The organism is Clostridium moniliforme, assembly GCF_017873235.1.
Classification (GTDB): Bacteria; Bacillota; Clostridia; order Clostridiales; family Clostridiaceae; genus Clostridium; species Clostridium moniliforme.
In genome coordinates this window covers 21,853-39,668 of record NZ_JAGGJZ010000003.1, presented here as the reverse complement: position 1 = coordinate 39,668, position 17,816 = coordinate 21,853, and the positions used below count along the sequence as shown (strand labels likewise).

Sequence of the window (17,816 nt, the reverse complement as noted above, 5' to 3'; positions counted from 1 at the left end):
TTTCAGTAAATTTTCTAGATTACTTTCTAAATGAATTATTTATCCTAATGTATTCTTATTTTGTAAACCTAAATTTTATTTTGTTAGGTTAGTTGATTCATTCCAATTAATATTACAAGGAAAAATTAACGACTTAGAATCCTCTTTACATTCTTCTATCATATCAATTAAAATCCTTGCTGCATATTTTCCTTCTTCATATGTAGGTTGAGATATTGTACTAATTGTAGGGGTTGCATATCTAGTCCACTCCCAATCATCAAATCCTATTAATCCTACATCATTTGGTATATCAAATTCTTGAGTTTTTATATAATCATAAGTTCTTTGAAGAACCTTTCCATTAATAGCAAAGATTAAATTCTTTTTACTTAAATCCAAATTGTTATTTACAGCCTTCTCTATATCATTTGATTCAATATTATTATCTATTACTTCAACTGAATAGTTTATATTAAGTTTTTCTAATGTATCTATAAATCCATTTTTTCTTTCAAGTCTAGCCATTAAAAGATTTGGATCTTCTGTTATAAGAGTAAAATTATTATATCCCTTTTGAACTAATTTTTTTACTGCCTCACTTGTAATATTATAATTATTTGTTTTAACGAAATTACCTTTAAACTCCTCATCAACAGAGTCTAGTAATACTAATTTCTTTCCTCTAGCCTTTATTTTATCTATAAGCCTTGAAAATTTTGCCGTAGCTTGAACTATAAATCCATCTGCTCCCATATCTAACATTCTGTTGATATATTCTTCTTCATATTTAAAATCAAAGTTACTGCTTCCAACTATTATTTGATAATCTTCTTTTCTTGCTACCTTATCTATTCCTTTTACTATAGTGCTACTAAATGGATTGCATATGTCAGCAACCACAACGCCTATTAAGTTCATTTTTTTAGAGGTTAAACTTCTAGCCACAATACTTGGGCTATAATTTGTCTTTTTTATAACTTCCTCAATTTTATATTTTGTTTCCGCAGACATTTTTTCAAACTTTCCATTTAAATAAAAAGATACAGTTGTCTTTGAAGTTCCTGCCATGTCTGCTATGTCTTTAATTGTCACCTTTTTCATTATATTCACTCCTAAATCGGTTTACTGTCCTTTATAAATTATTAAGATTTCATCCTAATTCTAGTGTAAGTTTCTCCAATTTTATGAAGAACTACAACTTTTCCATAAATAGGAACATCCTTATAATAATAAATTTTTCCTCCTTTATAAGTTTCTTTATTGAATACTATAACAATATATTCTTCATTATCAGATATGACAAATTCTTTTACTATAACTAAATCTTCATCTATTTTCTCCAAATTATTAAATTGATGTATTTGTCCACTCTTGATTTTTATAGGACTATTTATAATGATATCATAATTCACATTAAAATTGTTGAATTTTATTTTTTTTACTATTTTTGAATTATTAGTAATTTCATTATAACATTTTGATATTAGTCCATTTTTTCTTTCAAATATTTCTTTACTATATAACTTTAAAATATCTCCATTATTATCTAATGAAACTTCTTTTTCATTAATTGAAACATTAACTTTATTATCCAAGTTATATATACTTTCTAAAATATGATTACCACTACACTTTACATCATTTACAATTAACCAAATCCCCTTATTTATATATAATACCTTCCTATTTATTAAATAAGGTGTTCCATCCTTTAATGTAGATGTATAAGGCATTTCAACATAACTTATTCCATCTTTACTTTCAAAATAATTTTTCATAACGTCGCCATAACTATGATAGCTCCATGATTTATTTGGAACTCCATGAGGATCTCTATCTATAACACAAACATTATGTGCTTTATAAGATTTTAAATATTCTCTTAATGGATCTTCCTCTACATAAGTATATCTACCGCAATCAACTATATATGATTTACCATTATGATGAATTGATATATGACCTAAATCTACATGACCATGACTACTTCCTAATGTCCCATTTTGAAGATAAGTAAAATTACTATTTTCATTAAAACTATCTCTTAAATAAATATTTCCTGAATCTTTGAATATTTTATTTATTTCCTCTGGCTCTCTTTTATTTATCCTATTAAATTTTTCATAGCCTTTTTTCCCTAAAGACCATATACTCATTAAATCCATATCTTTAAAGGCTGCCCCTTTTAAAAGTTCATTATTAAATAAAACTGCACCTTTAACTATAACATCTCTAACATCTGTTACATCGCTATCTCCTTGTGCTTCTTGACTTGAGTTTGGAGCTTTTGAATACATTAAATACTCAATCATGCTATTAATTTTTTTATTAAAATCTTCATCTAATTTTGAATTTAATTTTTGACTATAATTAATAAGCTTCATTGAACAATTTATAACTTCCACATGATACATTAAAGATTGTTCCCAATGAGATCCATCATCAAATACTTGCATTTCTATTTGAGTATATAATTCACTTTCTGCCCATTTTTTAAGTTCCTTATCTTCAAAAAATTCATCAAGCCATAAATATATAGCTACTATTGAAGTAGTTTGTAAAACTCCCCAGTTACTTAATGTATACTTACCAATATAAGCATCTTTTAAATATTTAACTTGCTCTTTTATACTTAGTACTATTTTTAATATTTCATCATCACTTAACTTATTTTCGCTTATTAAATGAATTAATAATTCTATCCAAGCTAAACATCTTATTCCTGTATCTATAGTTCTTATTGTATTTCCACCTTTTATAGTAATTTCATTATTATCTATCCAATTAAATATAAACCATTTTAATTTTTCAATATATTTTTCATCTTTTTCTATATAATAAGCCATTAAAAGTTTATTTAAATATTCATGCCTATTAAGCATAAATATCCACTCATTATCACCATTTGGAGTATAGTTCCAATTAAATGGATCTATTCTATATGGAATGTTACATTGTTCCATATCCCAAGTATTATCAAATACAAATGAATTGTTAAGTAAAAGATTTGCTCCTATTAACTTTTTTTCATATTCTCTCTTTGTATTTTTTTCTATATAATCAATAACGAATTTTTTATCATATTCATTAAAGTAATTTTCAACTCTATCTTTTAAAATTCTTATTTCGTCACCATATTTTCTCATATATAAATCCTCCTAAACTTTTATATTATTTATAATTTAGAAAAAGCTGTAAACAAGTTTCCTTGCTTACAGCTTTTCTAGCTAGAACTTACCTATTTACACTACCTAAATTTTTATTGCTAATTAAATTATTTACTTCATCAAGCTTTGCTAGGCTTACATCACCTTTTTGTGCATGCTTTAAAACTGCTGTAGCTATTCCAAATTCAACAATCTCATTTTTATCTTTTACATTATTGTCTAATAACTTTCTAATAATTCCTGTTGCAAAAGCATCTCCACCACCAATTCTTGAAAGCATTTGGAATTCATATTTTGATGATCTATAAATTTCTCCATCTGCAAATAATATTCCTGTTAAAGAATGAATATTTAGTGAATTTGCATTTCTAAGTGTTGTAGCTACATATTTAACTTTAAGTTTTTCAGTCATATATCTAAATTTTTCTTTTAAATCTGAATCAGTAACTGAATCTTTTGAAGGATCTAATAATTTAAAATTCTTTGTATCCTCTGTAATCCATCCAAAACATACATAGCTATCTTTAACTATAGGTTCTAATATTTTAACAAATTCATCATAATCTTTAAATAGCTTAGTTCTATAATTTAAATCTACACTAACTTTAATTTTTCTTTTCTTAGCTTCCTCAACAATTTTAGTTGCTAATTTTCTTGTATTTTCCCCAAGTCCAAAAGTTATTCCTGAAACATGAAGAAGATCTACATCTTTGAATATACAATCAAAATTAAAATCATCTTCATTTAACTCAGTAATTGAAGAATTTTCTCTATCATAAATTACATTTGCACTTCGTGCACCATATCCTTCTTCATAATAATATAGTCCAAGCCTCTTTCCTTTTGTAACTATATTATCACAGTTAACCCCATATGACATAAGAAAGGCTTTTGCTGAATTTCCTATTGCATTATCGGGTACTGCTGATATCATACTAGTTTTTATCCCTAAATTTTTAAGACCAATTGCTACATTAGCTTCTGCTCCGCCAAAACATATGTCAAGGTTTGTAGCTTGATCTAATTTTAAATTATTAGGTGGAGTTAATCTCATTAGTAATTCTCCTAAAACTAAAACCTTTCTCATCTTTAATTACCTCTTTATATCTTTTACTAATTTTATATATTTTTCTGTTTCTTTTTTAATTTTTTCAGGATCTTTTAATTTTGTTATAGCACTTCCTATACTAACAACTTCTGCTCCATACTTAAACCATTCACTAATATTATCATAAGAAACACCACCAGATACCATAACTCCAATATCTTTAATTGGCGCCTTAATATCTTTAATTATTGAAGGTTTAAAGGCAGATCCTGGGAATAACTTAACAATATCTGATCCACATTCTCTAGCTTCTACAATTTCTTTAACTGTAAAACATCCAGGTATATATGGAACTCCATATCTATTACACATTATTGCAGTTTCCTTACTAAAACATGGACTTACAATAAATTCAGCACCTTTTAATATTGCAACTCTAGCCGTTTCTGCATCAAGTACAGTTCCTGCTCCAATTACAACATCTTCATTTTTATCACTAACTAAAGTTTTTATTACTTCATCTGCATCTTTAATTGTAAATGTTACTTCTATTACTTTACATCCACCATCTATAGCTGCTTTAGCTACATCTATTCCTTCTTTTGCAGTATCAGCTCTTAAAACTAATACGAAAGCTTCCTTTTCTATACTATTTAATCTACTAATCTTCTTAATCATACTATCTTACTAACCATCCACCATCTACAGCTATAACATGTCCGTTTATATAATCTGATGCTTTACTTGATAAAAATACTACTGTTCCCATAAGGTCTGAAACTTCTCCCCATCTTTCTGCTGGAATTCTTCCAAGTATTTCAGCATTTCTCTTTTCATCAGCTCTAATTGGTGCTGTGTTAGCTGTCTTAATATATCCTGGTGCAATAGCGTTTATTTGTACATTATGCGCTGCTAACTCATTAGCAAAAGCACGAGTGATTCCAACAACTCCATGTTTTGAAGCTGTATAAGGTGGTACAAATTTTCCTCCTTGGAATGATAGCATTGAAGCTATATTAATTATTTTTCCATGACCTTGTTCTACCATTATCTTAGCAACTTTTCTTGAAAGATAATAAACAGCGTTTAAGTTAATATTCATAACTGCTTCCCAATCTTCATCCTTATACTCAAGTAAAGGTGCTCTTCTAATTGTTCCAGCATTATTAACTAATATATCTATTTTTCCATATTCTTTTAAACATGTGTCAACTACTTCATTAATAGTTTCCTTTTTAGTTAAATCTCCTTTAACAAAAACTATTTTTCTTCCTGCACCTTCAACTAATTCCTTTACTTCTTGTATATTATCATCAAATGAAGTTACTAATAAATCTGCTCCTGACTTTGCTAATGCTTCAGCATAGGCCATTCCAAGTCCAGTATTTCCACCAGTAACTATAGCTACCTTACCTTTTAAATTGAAAAAATCTAATGAAAATTCTTTTAAATTGTTCATAATAAACCTCCTATTGTTCCTTTAAAGCTCCAATTATACTAGCTTTGTCTATTTCTATTACTGTTTTTTCTGCTATTTCAAGCTTTACTATGTTTTTATTTATTCCTCTTATTCTTCCATAAATTCCTGATATAGTTACTATCTTATCCCCTATTTTTAAAGAAGAGAGAGCTTTTTCTCTCTCTTCCCCTTGTTTGGCCATTCTTTTTTTGTTTATTAATGGCATAATCATAAAAACTACTAATGGATAAGCTGCAAATAATATTATTAACCAAAAAATTAATTTATTATCCATATTATTTAAGCTAAGTCCTTTCTGCAGATAACTGATGCCATATCTCTAATTCCTTCTAATGAAGATTCAATTGTTTCTCTAATATCTTCATCAGTACTAATAACTACTGTTTTCATAACTATATCAAGTATACATCCAACTGATACTCCACCTATTACATATTGATTGTCACTTTCTTCGTTTAAAAGTACTTCTCTTGAAGTTATTTGGAAAGGTGCTCCCCCTGTAATATCAGCAAAAATTATTAAATCCTTATTTTCTTTAACATATTCATTTACCTTTTGAGTGAATTGTTCATGTGTTAAACTTTCATTTAAGTTTATCGCATCTATATTTTCATCTACTCCTGTTAATAATTTTATAGCTGACTTTATTCCTGTTGGGTATTCCCCATGTCCTACAATTAAAATCTTCATATATTTTACCTCTCTATCTACTACTAGTGTGTTATTTTTTTCTTATTATGCTATTAATCCTAGAGCTGATCCTACAACTCCTAATACAATTGTTAATCCTACAACATGGTAAGTTGTCCATTTACGTTTTTTAATTAAGTAGAAAACTAAAATTGTAAATAATGCTGGTAATAATGCTGGTGCTATTTTATCTATCATTTCTTGAATAGAAACTATTTTTTCTTTTCCGTCTGGCATTGCTGCTGCATATTTAATTGGAATTGAAATTTTAACAAATGATACTGCAAGTCCTGAAATAACTGTAACACCTATCATACTAGCGATTTTTGAGATTTCTCCCATCTTTTCACTTAAAGTTTCAATAACGCTTGTTCCTAATTTATATCCCCATAAACCGGTTAACAACTTAATTGTAAGTAATATACCATTCATTGCTAAGAAGAATAGTAATGGTCCTGCTACTAATCCGTCTTGAGCTAATGATGCTGCAATTGTTGAGAAAAGTGGTGCTAAACAGAATTGTGATAAGGAATCACCTATACCAGATAGTGGTCCCATAAGTGCCATTTTTATACCTCTGATTTCATCAGCAGGTGTGTCTGATTCAAGCATTACTAGGTGTAAACTTGTTATAAATGGTAAGAAGTGTGGGTTTGAATTGAAAAACTCAACATTATCATTTAAAGTTTCCTTTAAGCCATCCTCATTATTTTTATATATTTTCTTTAAAGCTGGATATAAAACATTTGCATATCCAAGTCCTTGATAATTTCCATAGTTAAATCCATTTTGTAAGAAATATGATCTTAGGGATGTTTTAACGTAATCACTCTTTTTTAAAACTCTATTAGATGCCATCTTCAAATACAACCTCCTCTTCTTCATTTCCTCCATTTGATCCACCACTGTGTTTAATTCTGAAGTATTCCATTAAAGCGAACATTGTTCCAATGAAAGCTACTCCCATTACTGGTAGATGTAAGTAAGCTACTGCTATATATCCAAGTAATACAAATGGTATTAATTCTGTCTTTGCCATAACTGATAAAATCATTGCAAATCCTACTGCTGGTAACATTTTACCTGCAACTGAAAGTCCTGTTATAAGCCATGCTGGTATAAGTTCAATTACCATCTTTAAGCCTTCTGCACTGTATGCACCTGCGAATCCTATTATAAATCCTACAATTGCAAATACTACTACAGTTGCATTTGCTGCTATTCTAAATTCCTTAAAGTTTTTCTTTTCTAAACCTTTACTTGCAAAAGCAGTTAATCCTGTTGCAAAAGTATAAGTTGCTGTAATTAAAAATTGGAATGCTACTGCAAATGGGAATGATAATGCAAGAGCTGTTCCTGGAGTCATTCCTTGTCCTTTCATAGTTATTGCCATTATTGCACCTACTATTCCAGGTCCCATTGGATTTGGAGGAACTGTTCCACCTGCTCCAACTCCGAATCCCATAAATGCAAGTTCACCAACGGCCCCCATTGCAAGTCCAGTAGGAATATCACCAAGAATAATTCCTACTCCAAATGATAAAATAATACATCGATTTGTATAAATACCTAATAACATACCAGATAAACAAAATGCTGTCCATAAGCCTATCAAAGTACATTGAAAAATTGATATTTCCATTATTATACCTCCCATAATAAATTATGTTTATATTACCTCCTAAAATTTTCTTTTAGGAGGATTTTTTCATATTAAATTAATCTAAATATTTTGTTATATCTACTTGAACTGCTCCGTCATTTCCTGATGGTGTAGTTTTTGTATTAAATATAATACCATATTTTTCTGATAATTCTTTAAGGGCCTTTTTATCTTCTTTTCCTAAATAAATTGAACGAGTAATTTGTTCTTTTCCTTCAGCATTATGGATATTTCCTAAGTTTATTTCTTTAACTGGAACTCCGCCTTCAACTAATCTTAATGCATCTTCTGGTGTCTTACAAACTATAAACATTTTTTGTTTTGGTGATGCTTTAAATATTACATCACAAGTATGTTGTATTGAGAAAAATCTCATTGCAACTGACTTTGGTACAACTGTTTTCATTAAAGTTTGTTGGATTTTATCAGTACTAGCTTCATCATTAGCAACAATTACTGTATTAACGCCTAATGCATTTAACCACATTTGACCTTGTCCATGAATTAGTCTTTCATCTACTCTCATCATTTCAATATTTGGTGTATTCATTTATATCTCTCCTCTACCAATATAATTCCCAGTCTGTATAAAATCTTATTAAAGCTTCTAAGTAATAATAATCTCCCCATATATTACCTTCATCTACTCCTTTGCCTGAGTGCCATGAGTAAACTCCATGTAATAAAGCAGGTTCGCCTTCTCCAATATTAGGGTTTGTATAATTTTCTATTAATGATCTTAATATTGTATGCATTGCATATTTGTAAACTTCCTTATCAGCATCAACTTCTGGAAGATACTTATTCATTTCATGCATACCACATACTGCTATTGCAGCTGCTGATGAGTCTCTTGATTGTTCATCTCCATCATTAAATATTAAATCCCAATAACAAATATTATCTTTTGGTAATCTATTTAAGAAGTAATTTGTCATTCCCTTATAAAGATTAAAAGCATGTCCATTTCTTGTACTCTTATAATTTAATGGTATTCCATATATTCCCCAAGCTTGTCCTCTTGCCCAAGCTGAATCATCACTATATCCTTGTCTAGTAACACCTTTAACAGGTGAACCATCTTCTGGATTCATATAAAAAGTATGGAAAGCTGAAGCATCATCTCTAATTACATAATTACAAGCTGTTTCGAAATGGTTTTCAGCAACTTGTCTATATTTCTCATTATTTGTTACATCTGTTGCCCAATATAATAAAGGAATATTTAATAAGCAATCTATTATAAATCTATAATGATCTTTATTGCCTAATTCTCCCCAAGCTTGAATAAACTTTCCTTTTTCTTGATATCTTGTAATAAGTTTATCTGCTGCTTTTATTGAAGCTTCCTTTGCTATCTCTGAACCTGTTAATTTATAAGCACTAACACAAGATAATGAATAAAGGAATCCTAAATCATGATGGTCTAGTTCAATATCCTTATCTACTCTGTTTTTAAATGATAAAACATTTTTTTCTGCAAGTTCTTTATATTTATTTTCTCCTGTATATTCGTAAGCAAGCCATAATAAACCAGTCCAGAAACCATCTGTCCATTCTATATTTTCAATAATTGGATATTTGTTTTCTTTTGTTGCTGAATATGGGAACTTATCTTTAAAGTATCCAATATTCATATCAATTTGCTTAATAACTTTATCTATAGCTTGTTTAACTTCACTTTTTGTTAGGAGCTTTGTATTTAAAAATTCTTCTTTCTTTTTGATTGGTTCAACATTTATATTTTTAATCATATCTCTCTCCTACAATTAAGCTATTATTTTAATGTATCCATTGATATATGGTCCATATCATCAAATGTTTGGTTTTCTCCACACATTCCCCAAATGAATGTATAGTTGCTTGTACCAACTCCAGCATGTATTGACCAACTTGGTGATATTGTTGCTTGTTCATTCTTCATTACAATGTGTCTTGTTTCTGTTGGTTCACCCATTAAGTGGAATACTCTTGTATTTTCATCCATATCAAAATAGAAGTAAACCTCCATTCTTCTTTCATGAGTATGGCAAGGCATTGTATTCCAAGCACTTCCTTCTTCTAATACAGTCATTCCCATTAATAATTGACAGCTTTCACATACATTAGGATGAACATATTGATATATTGTTCTCTTATTAAGACTTTTTGCATCTCCAAGTCTAACTGGATTAGCTTTTTCTATTTCAATCTTAACAGTTTTGTATTCTTTGTGAGCTGGAACTGAATTTACATATAATTTTGCTGGATCTTCTGGATTTACTGATTTGAATTTAACTTCTTTGTTTCCTTTTCCTACATATAATCCATCTCTTTTATTTAATTTATATTCAACACCATCAATAGTTACTATTGCAGATCCACCTATATTTATTAATCCAAGTTCTCTTCTCTCTAAGAAATAGTCAACTCCCATTCCTTTACCTGCTTCAAGAACTAATTCTTTATAAACCGGTTTAATACCTCCAAAAATTATCCTATCAACATGACTATAAGTTAATTCAATATTATCATCTACAAATATCTCTTCAACTAAATAATGTTTTCTTAATTCTTCTGTATTATATTTCTTTGAATCTTCTGGATGATTCGCATATCTATAATTCATAATATCCTCCTTAAAGCCATACTTAGTAAACCGTTTTTAATAAACCGTTTTACTTAGCTTATGACTATATTATATTTACTTCTGTAAACATTGTCAATATATATTACTCATATTTTTTCAAATTTATGTCTCATTTTTTTAATTTTATGTATTCGTTTCAAATTTTTATATATAATTTGTATCTAAAGGAATAAAAAGGATTAAATCTTATTAAAAAATATAAAAATATAAAAAACAAATAAAACTCTAGGATTAAATTTCCTAGAGTTTTATTTTTATTATGCTTTTACTTTATTTATATTTTTTCTTCTAATTCTTTTTCTTTTATTATATCAACCATAGGGTCTTCTTTTTCTTCCTTAAGAACTTTATTTAAAATAAGTGCAACAATAGTTCCTGTTGATATTCCTGATGAAAAAATCATTTTAATTCCTTCTGGTAGATGTGATATAAACTCTGGTCTAAATGTAACTCCAAGACCTAATCCAATTGAAGTTGCAATAATTAATAAATTTCTATTATTTATTTTTATTCCACTTAAAGTTTTTATACCAGCTGCTGCTATTGTTCCAAACATTACTATTCCTACCCCACCTAAAACAGGTTGTGGCATAATATTTATAAGTGCTGCAAATTTTGGAAAGAATCCAAGTAATACTAAAATTATTCCAGCCATCATAGCAACAAATCTACTACCATTTTTAGTAAGAGGAATTAATCCAACATTTTGGCTAAAAGTTGTATTAGGGAAAGAACCTAAAAATCCAGCAATTAAACTTCCTACTCCATCTGCAAGTACGCCCCTTTGTATAATTTTGTTTTCTGCTTTAATTTCTGTTACTTCACATATTGATGCTAAACATCCAACTGTTTCTATAACAGTAACAAAATATGCTGGTATAAATGTTAATACATATTTCATGTTAAATTCCATTCCATATCCTAAAATACTTGGAAATGCAAACCAACTTGATTCTTTCACTAAAGTAAAGTCTACCATTCCTAATGGAATACATATAATATATCCTATAGCCATTCCTATAAGCATTGATGCACTACTTATCATTCCTTTTCCATATCTATTTAAAAGTAATGTTATTATTAATACAAGAATTGCAATAGAAACATTTTTTAAATCTCCATAATTTGAACTTCCTACTCCACCAGCTGCCCAATCAATTGAAACTGGTAATAAAGTTAATCCAATTAAACAAACAACAGTCCCTGTAACAATTGGTGGAAATAATTTCATTAAAGGTTTTATAAAAAAACTTAATACAAATTCTAATATAGAACCTAATATAGTAGCTCCAATTATTCCAGGAATTCCAGCAACTTGACCTACTGCAATTGAAGGTGCAACAAAGGTAAAATCCGTCCCCATTACACAAGGTACCTTTGCTCCAAATGGACCAACGCCCCTTGATTGTATAACTGTTGCAATTCCAGATGCTAAAATTGAAGCACTAAGTAAAGCTGTTGAAATAACTCCATTAAGTCCTAGTGCATTTGATATTACAAGTGGTACCGCAATAATTCCTCCAAAGGCTGCAAAAATATTTTGAAATCCCAAAAGTATTTGTGCTCCTAAGCTTGGCTTATCATTAATACCATAAATAAGTTTGTACTCATTAGTACTTTCTTTGCTTTTTTCCATCTACTTCATTCCTTTAAAATATATTTATCACTGCTCTCATATTTTTAATTTTGTATAAAAAAACACCTCAAATTAAATTTGAGGCGAATGATTTTAATAATGTATTATATACTATTAAAACTATTTCTTCCTCGTAGTCTGCTAATTTACGGCTAGCAGGTAGAAACTTTCGGACCATATTTCCGATGATATACGAGCAGTTTCTATGATATGTTTTATATTATATCATAAAAATTTATTTTTGGATTATTTTTTTTAAGTTGTAATATAAATAAAATTTAATGTAATTAAAGTTTAATCTAAATTAACTTATTTTAATTTCTTTAATTTTTCTACTTCTTCTTTTAATATATGTATATCTTCAAATTTAATATTTTTAGGGTTAGTAGTTAATGGAAATTCTTTAACCCATATATTGCCTGAAATATTTTCTATATTATTTATTTTCTTGCTAGGGTCTTCATCATAAACTTCTTCTACTTCACTATCAGATGTTAATATTACAATTCTTCTACAAGGTTCTTCTTCTTCCCCATAAATATTAAAAAAACTATTGTATGTATCAAAAGATTTTACAGCTGTAACTAATTTAACTTTTAATCCTAATTCTTTTGCTGCTTCAACTATATTAATATAACTATCATTCATTATAAATATCTCCTCTAAAAAAAAAATTATTTATACACTTAATATAACATATTATCCTATTATTAAAAGTATTTCTTTTCTTATTATATTATATGTAAATTTCTATACTAATCTTTATAAATGTGATAATAACTTACTTTTAAAATATATTAAATTTTCTTTTTCTATATAATTGACATTGGTATTTCAGTATGATAAAATAATAATTTCGCCAAATTACAAAATATATGTTATAATGTTATTAGAAGAACATTTGGAGGTGCTTTATTTGTTTAATGTAGGCGATAAAATTGTTTATCCTAGTCAAGGTGTAGGAATAATTGATGTTATTGAAGAGAAAGAATTCTCTGGTAAATTGCAAAAATATTACAAAATACATCTAATCAATAATAATCTAAAACTTCTACTTCCAGCTAATCGTTCTGAAATTTGTCACTTAAGATTAATAAGTGATTCTAAACACTTAGATAAAGTTCTTAATAATATTACTAAATTTACTAAAAGCTTAGAAGAACTAATTAGTAATGATTGTAAAATACGATTACAAAACAATACTTTAAAATTTAAGTCTGGTACTCTGGAAGATTTTGTTGAAGTTGTATCTGACCTTACAACAATTAGTAAGGATCATAATCTAAATACAAGTGAAAAACAAATGTTAAATACTACTAAGAAATTTTTAATTAATGAAATAAAACTAAGTAAAAATATATCTAATGATGAAGCAACAGATTTATTAAATAGTTCACTTGCTTTAATATAGATTATGTAAATATTAAAATATTTCAAAATAAATATAATATTATATTTATTTATTATTTAACTAAAAAAAGCCTGTAGAATATTCTACAGGCTTTTTTTAGTTAAATAATTATTCAGTTACTTCAACTGCTTCTTCTTCATCTTTTTTATTTATATCGTTTAAGAATGAATTTAAGTCCATAAAAGTACTTTTTGCGAAGTCTAAAAATAAGTCTTCATCAATTTCCTTAAATTCTCTACTATTAACAACTACCAAATCTCTCATTAAAAGATTAACATCAATTTTTCCAACAACTTTAGCTGCATTTGCATTTGTTAAAGCATTTAAAACACCTTCACATTCATTTCTATTATTTATAATAGCATTGTTTGATTTAGGTAATTTTTCTTTATAATCTAATGTAATACATTCGTAAAATTCACCATATTCATCATAAACTTCTAAAGCCATATTATTAGTGTCTAAATATCTTTCCATTACACAAGTTAAATTTAACCCGTCCCATTGGATTTTTTTATTGAATATTCTTATATTTGCCATACTAAATTCTACCTTCTTTCAAATATATATACTTTAATCTTAAGTGGATTTAAAATAATTTTCTCTAACTTTAAAAGAAGTCAATTATACTCACTTAATTTATTTTTCTTTGCTTGTTTATTATACATTAAAAAAGAAGATTTTAAAAATATTTTTATAAATTTAGGCTTTTCTTAATCTTCCATATGTATTAATTATAAGCTTATAATTTAATTATCAGCCATTATTTTATCTATAATTTCTATTCTTTCATCCTCTAATATGTTAGCTAGCTTAGCTGGCATATGACCATCCTTATATACACTATTTTTATTAGCATTTACAATTTTAGTTATCTTATCTTTTAATTTTTCATAAGTCATAAGATTATCTAAATATTGATCGACTAAGTCTTTTAAGCAAGTTGCTAATTCTTTTGGATTTTTGTAAACTACTCTCATAATGTACTCCTTTGTTTTGTATTTTAATTTTTTATGTCATAAATAATATAAATATTATATCATATTTATTATATTAATAATTTATATATGCTGTAAATATATTATAATAAAAATGTGTAGAAAATATCTACACATTTTTATTATAAATTATCTATTATCTGTTTCTTTTCCTCTTTAAAATTGAAATTCCAGCTACAACTAATGAGGCTCCAGCTGCAAATAATCCTTCCATATCTGCTGTAATTCCTGTTGCTGGAAGTATCTTGTTTGAAGATTTGTTTTTAACTTCTTTTTTTGTTTTATCATTTTTATTTTTTAAATCATTTACCTTATTATTGTCTTTTACTCCATTAGATTTATTTGAAATTTTATTTTCTACTTTATTTTTATCATTTTTAGAAACAACATCTTTGTCATCTTGTTTTTTATTATTATCTAATTTAACAGCCAAATTAATACTTCTTCCACCAGCATCTTTAGTATTTACATCAAAGGAAATTTTTCCATCATTTAATTTTACATTTGATATTCTATCATCTTTAGAAATAACTTTAACTCCTGGCTTATTTATTTCTACTGAAATCTTATCTCCTTTAAATGTAGGATCAGATACTGCAATATTTAATACTTTATCTTTATCCTCTTTAATAATTATTGATGACTTTTTATTTGAAGTTATTGACCCTGATGTGTTTTTGCCATCTACCCAGAAGTTTGCCCCTTCTATATTTAAACCATTATGCTTTACTCCACTTACTTTATCATCATTTCTTAAAATTTCAATTTTAGAGTTTTTTGAATATTCTTCAACTTGCTTTTCTGACTTCCCTGGTAATAATACGTAACTATATTCTTTATTTTTTATATCTTTGCCATGATTAATATACATAGTTAAATAATTATTTGATACTTTCTTGTCTATTGAAGCATTTCCTTTATTTATATCTAACCAATTTCCATTTCTTTTATCCCTTATTAGATTAATATCTTCTCCTTTTGGGAAATAGTATCCTATACTTGAATCATTATTATTTCCTTGAAGATAAGCCCATTTAGCATTTTTTACTTCTCCTTTATCTCCTAAAGAATTAACTTCTGTTTTTCCATTTACAACAAATTTATTTGATCCATCTTTCTTTATTTTTCTATTTTCTACTATAGTCTCTACTCCATAGTTATCTTTATCTGTTATTCCTGAACCTAATGCAACAATTTCATCATCAAGCATAAACCAAGATTTATTTGCAGTTAATGCGTCATGTTTATTACTTATTTTCATTCCTGAAACTCCATATTTACCAAGACTACTTCCTCCTGACCAATTACTATTTGTAAGTTCATAATAAACTTGGTCTTGAAGGGATGATGCTGGATCTACTCCTTCAAGTATTTTTTTGTCAGCTCTTTTTCTTGTATCTATAGTTGTTCCTGGTAATCTATATGGATCTACTGTTGGCCAAAAATCTTCTGAGAATTGAGTTAAATCACTATTATAAAGATATGTCATTCCATCTCCTTGGAACCAAGGCTTTAAATTTTCTTTATTCATAAACTCATATTTACTTATTCTACTTGAGCTTCTTGATATAGCCAATGAATAATTTGCTCTTTCATGAATAGTTTTATCCATCATATTTAATTCATAATCATGATCTCCTTGTTTTGTTGGTACTATACTACTATCTTTCATCATCTTATAAAATTTATTTGTTGAATTTATTGACTTAAACTTTGTACCAAAATCGATTACACTTGACGCTTCATTAGCCCATTCTTTAACTAAACTTAATATTTTTCTTGATGTAGCTTCATCTGAAATCATTGAAAGTTTCATCATACCTTCTATAATTCCAGAAGTCTTATTATATCCATTATCCTTTGGTCTTGATATTGATCTTCCACAAACCATATCCATAACATATCCTTTATAAACTATAGGATCAAAACTATCAAATATCCATTTATAAATATTATCTTTATTTTTTGACTTTATAGCCCATGGAGTACCTTCTAGTAAATACATTAAATTTGAAACCTTGTTTATCAAAACAGCCCCATAAGATCCAGTATAAGCTATTACTCCATGTTGTACATATGAACCATCAGGATAAAATCCATCTCCATTAGTAACATAATTAAATACACTTACAATACCATCAGATGCTTCCTTTATTTTTTTTGGATCTTTTGAAATAACTCCTTGAAGAAGTTTATTTAGGCATGTATCTGCTAGATTAGCTCCAGTAAAATGTTTACCACCTGGATCAATTCTTGGTATAAATTTCTGTATTGCATCCATATAATTTTTTATTTGTTTTTCTGATAAATCATCATACATTAATATGACTGCATCATTTAATCTTCCTGGTATACCAATTTGCCAGTCCCACCAGTTTCCATATTGTTCAACTTTGTTATTGTATGCGTTTTCATTTATCCAATCTAAAGCATATATTATCTTTTTCTTAAGTTCTTCATTATGATAATACTTATTATTAGGTAAGTTATAAGCTTTTGCCATAGCTATTACATTATCTAACATTTTAACTATTTCAGCTGGATTCTTTTTATAATTACTATAATTTTTCCATAGCCATTTTTTTTGCTTATCCATATTCATAGTTTCTAAAACTTTAGTAGTTTGTGTTTCATAAGAAGCTATTTTTTTAGCTATAACAGGATTTTTTACATCAATTGTGTCCCCACCAGTTAAATCATTTTTCCATCTTAACCTAACCTTTTCGATTATTTTTCCTTGATCTTCTTCCTTTTGAGAAGAAATATTTTTATCTTTTCCATTTAAAGTAGCCGCATTTACAGTAGTAGTTCCTAAAACACTTGTTACAGTCATTGTAGAAACCAAAGCTGTTAATACTAACATTTTTGTTATTTCTTTGCTTTTCCTCATAAAAAAGCCATCCCCTTTTGTTAATTTTTGTGTTAATTTTTTAATCACATATTTAAATGATATTATATGGTAAACCGTTTTGCAATATATGTTTACAAATTTATATAATTCTTTTCATTATTTTTATAATTATATTTTATAATTTTTTAAAAATAAGAGCACTTAATATGCTCTTTTTATTATAATTATTTTCTTTTTTACATTTTTTCATTTTATTTTTTA

General features: G+C 27.4%; 18 protein-coding genes and 1 riboswitch. Of the genes, 1 reads left to right on the top strand and 17 read right to left on the bottom strand.

The features are described 5' to 3' along the window. Window positions 1-75: 75 nt before the first annotated feature. From J2Z53_RS06010 to J2Z53_RS05945, 14 genes are all read right to left on the bottom strand, one after another. Window positions 76-1,083, bottom strand: a complete 1,008-nt coding sequence (locus tag J2Z53_RS06010) for a LacI family DNA-binding transcriptional regulator (RefSeq protein ID WP_209796474.1) — start codon at window positions 1,081-1,083, stop codon at window positions 76-78. Window positions 1,084-1,124: 41 nt separating this feature from the next. Beyond that, window positions 1,125-3,128: a heparinase II/III family protein gene (locus tag J2Z53_RS06005; RefSeq protein WP_209796472.1), complete on the bottom strand. Its 2,004-nt coding sequence runs from the start codon at window positions 3,126-3,128 to the stop codon at window positions 1,125-1,127. 88 nt (window positions 3,129-3,216) lie between these two features. Further along, window positions 3,217-4,236, bottom strand: a complete 1,020-nt coding sequence (locus J2Z53_RS06000) for a sugar kinase (protein WP_209796464.1) — start codon at window positions 4,234-4,236, stop codon at window positions 3,217-3,219. Window positions 4,237-4,242: 6 nt separating this feature from the next. Then, window positions 4,243-4,875 carry a bifunctional 2-keto-4-hydroxyglutarate aldolase/2-keto-3-deoxy-6-phosphogluconate aldolase gene (locus J2Z53_RS05995; protein ID WP_209796461.1) on the bottom strand — a complete coding sequence of 211 codons (633 nt, stop codon included), beginning with the start codon at window positions 4,873-4,875 and terminating at the stop codon, window positions 4,243-4,245. 1 nt (window position 4,876) lies between these two features. Then, window positions 4,877-5,656, bottom strand: coding sequence for a 2-dehydro-3-deoxy-D-gluconate 5-dehydrogenase KduD (gene kduD / locus J2Z53_RS05990; protein ID WP_234925791.1), 780 nt, complete (start codon window positions 5,654-5,656; stop codon window positions 4,877-4,879). A gap of 10 nt (window positions 5,657-5,666) precedes the next feature. Further along, complete coding sequence (yajC, locus tag J2Z53_RS05985) at window positions 5,667-5,951, bottom strand: preprotein translocase subunit YajC (RefSeq protein ID WP_209796459.1); 285 nt, start codon at window positions 5,949-5,951, stop codon at window positions 5,667-5,669. Between the two features lie 5 nt (window positions 5,952-5,956). Further along, on the bottom strand, window positions 5,957-6,367 hold the full coding sequence (locus J2Z53_RS05980) for a PTS sugar transporter subunit IIA (protein ID WP_209796458.1): 411 nt from the start codon (window positions 6,365-6,367) through the stop codon (window positions 5,957-5,959). Between the two features lie 45 nt (window positions 6,368-6,412). Next, window positions 6,413-7,225: a PTS system mannose/fructose/sorbose family transporter subunit IID gene (locus tag J2Z53_RS05975; RefSeq protein ID WP_209796455.1), complete on the bottom strand. Its 813-nt coding sequence runs from the start codon at window positions 7,223-7,225 to the stop codon at window positions 6,413-6,415. Further along, the gene (locus J2Z53_RS05970; protein WP_209796453.1) at window positions 7,215-8,009 is read right to left on the bottom strand and encodes a PTS mannose/fructose/sorbose/N-acetylgalactosamine transporter subunit IIC; all 795 of its coding nucleotides are present in this window, start codon (window positions 8,007-8,009) and stop codon (window positions 7,215-7,217) included. Before J2Z53_RS05970 ends, J2Z53_RS05975 begins: the two co-directional genes overlap by 11 nt. A gap of 76 nt (window positions 8,010-8,085) precedes the next feature. Continuing rightward, a complete protein-coding gene (locus tag J2Z53_RS05965; protein WP_209796451.1) occupies window positions 8,086-8,580 on the bottom strand; it encodes a PTS sugar transporter subunit IIB in 495 nt (164 codons plus the stop codon). A 13-nt stretch (window positions 8,581-8,593) separates the two neighbouring features. Further along, a complete protein-coding gene (locus J2Z53_RS05960; protein WP_209796449.1) occupies window positions 8,594-9,784 on the bottom strand; it encodes a glycoside hydrolase family 88 protein in 1,191 nt (396 codons plus the stop codon). A 23-nt stretch (window positions 9,785-9,807) separates the two neighbouring features. Continuing rightward, window positions 9,808-10,638 (bottom strand): 5-dehydro-4-deoxy-D-glucuronate isomerase, encoded by an 831-nt coding sequence (gene kduI, locus J2Z53_RS05955; RefSeq protein WP_209796447.1) that lies wholly within the window; start codon window positions 10,636-10,638, stop codon window positions 9,808-9,810. 295 nt (window positions 10,639-10,933) lie between these two features. After that, the gene (locus J2Z53_RS05950) at window positions 10,934-12,295 is read right to left on the bottom strand and encodes a uracil-xanthine permease family protein (RefSeq protein ID WP_209796446.1); all 1,362 of its coding nucleotides are present in this window, start codon (window positions 12,293-12,295) and stop codon (window positions 10,934-10,936) included. A gap of 114 nt (window positions 12,296-12,409) precedes the next feature. After that, window positions 12,410-12,511: riboswitch (purine riboswitch) on the bottom strand. Between the two features lie 93 nt (window positions 12,512-12,604). After that, window positions 12,605-12,943: a hypothetical protein gene (locus tag J2Z53_RS05945; protein ID WP_209796444.1), complete on the bottom strand. Its 339-nt coding sequence runs from the start codon at window positions 12,941-12,943 to the stop codon at window positions 12,605-12,607. A 259-nt stretch (window positions 12,944-13,202) separates the two neighbouring features. Here J2Z53_RS05945 and J2Z53_RS05940 point away from each other — a divergent pair, with 259 nt between their 5' ends. Continuing rightward, a complete protein-coding gene (locus J2Z53_RS05940) occupies window positions 13,203-13,706 on the top strand; it encodes a CarD family transcriptional regulator (protein ID WP_327786700.1) in 504 nt (167 codons plus the stop codon). 108 nt (window positions 13,707-13,814) lie between these two features. Here the strand turns inward: J2Z53_RS05940 and J2Z53_RS05935 are convergent, their stop codons facing one another. From J2Z53_RS05935 to J2Z53_RS05925, 3 genes are all read right to left on the bottom strand, one after another. Further along, complete coding sequence (locus J2Z53_RS05935) at window positions 13,815-14,246, bottom strand: hypothetical protein (RefSeq protein ID WP_209796440.1); 432 nt, start codon at window positions 14,244-14,246, stop codon at window positions 13,815-13,817. A 209-nt stretch (window positions 14,247-14,455) separates the two neighbouring features. Then, window positions 14,456-14,686: a TIGR04540 family protein gene (locus tag J2Z53_RS05930; RefSeq protein ID WP_209796439.1), complete on the bottom strand. Its 231-nt coding sequence runs from the start codon at window positions 14,684-14,686 to the stop codon at window positions 14,456-14,458. 154 nt (window positions 14,687-14,840) lie between these two features. Further along, window positions 14,841-17,594 (bottom strand): polysaccharide lyase 8 family protein, encoded by a 2,754-nt coding sequence (locus tag J2Z53_RS05925; RefSeq protein WP_209796437.1) that lies wholly within the window; start codon window positions 17,592-17,594, stop codon window positions 14,841-14,843. Window positions 17,595-17,816 lie beyond the last annotated feature (222 nt).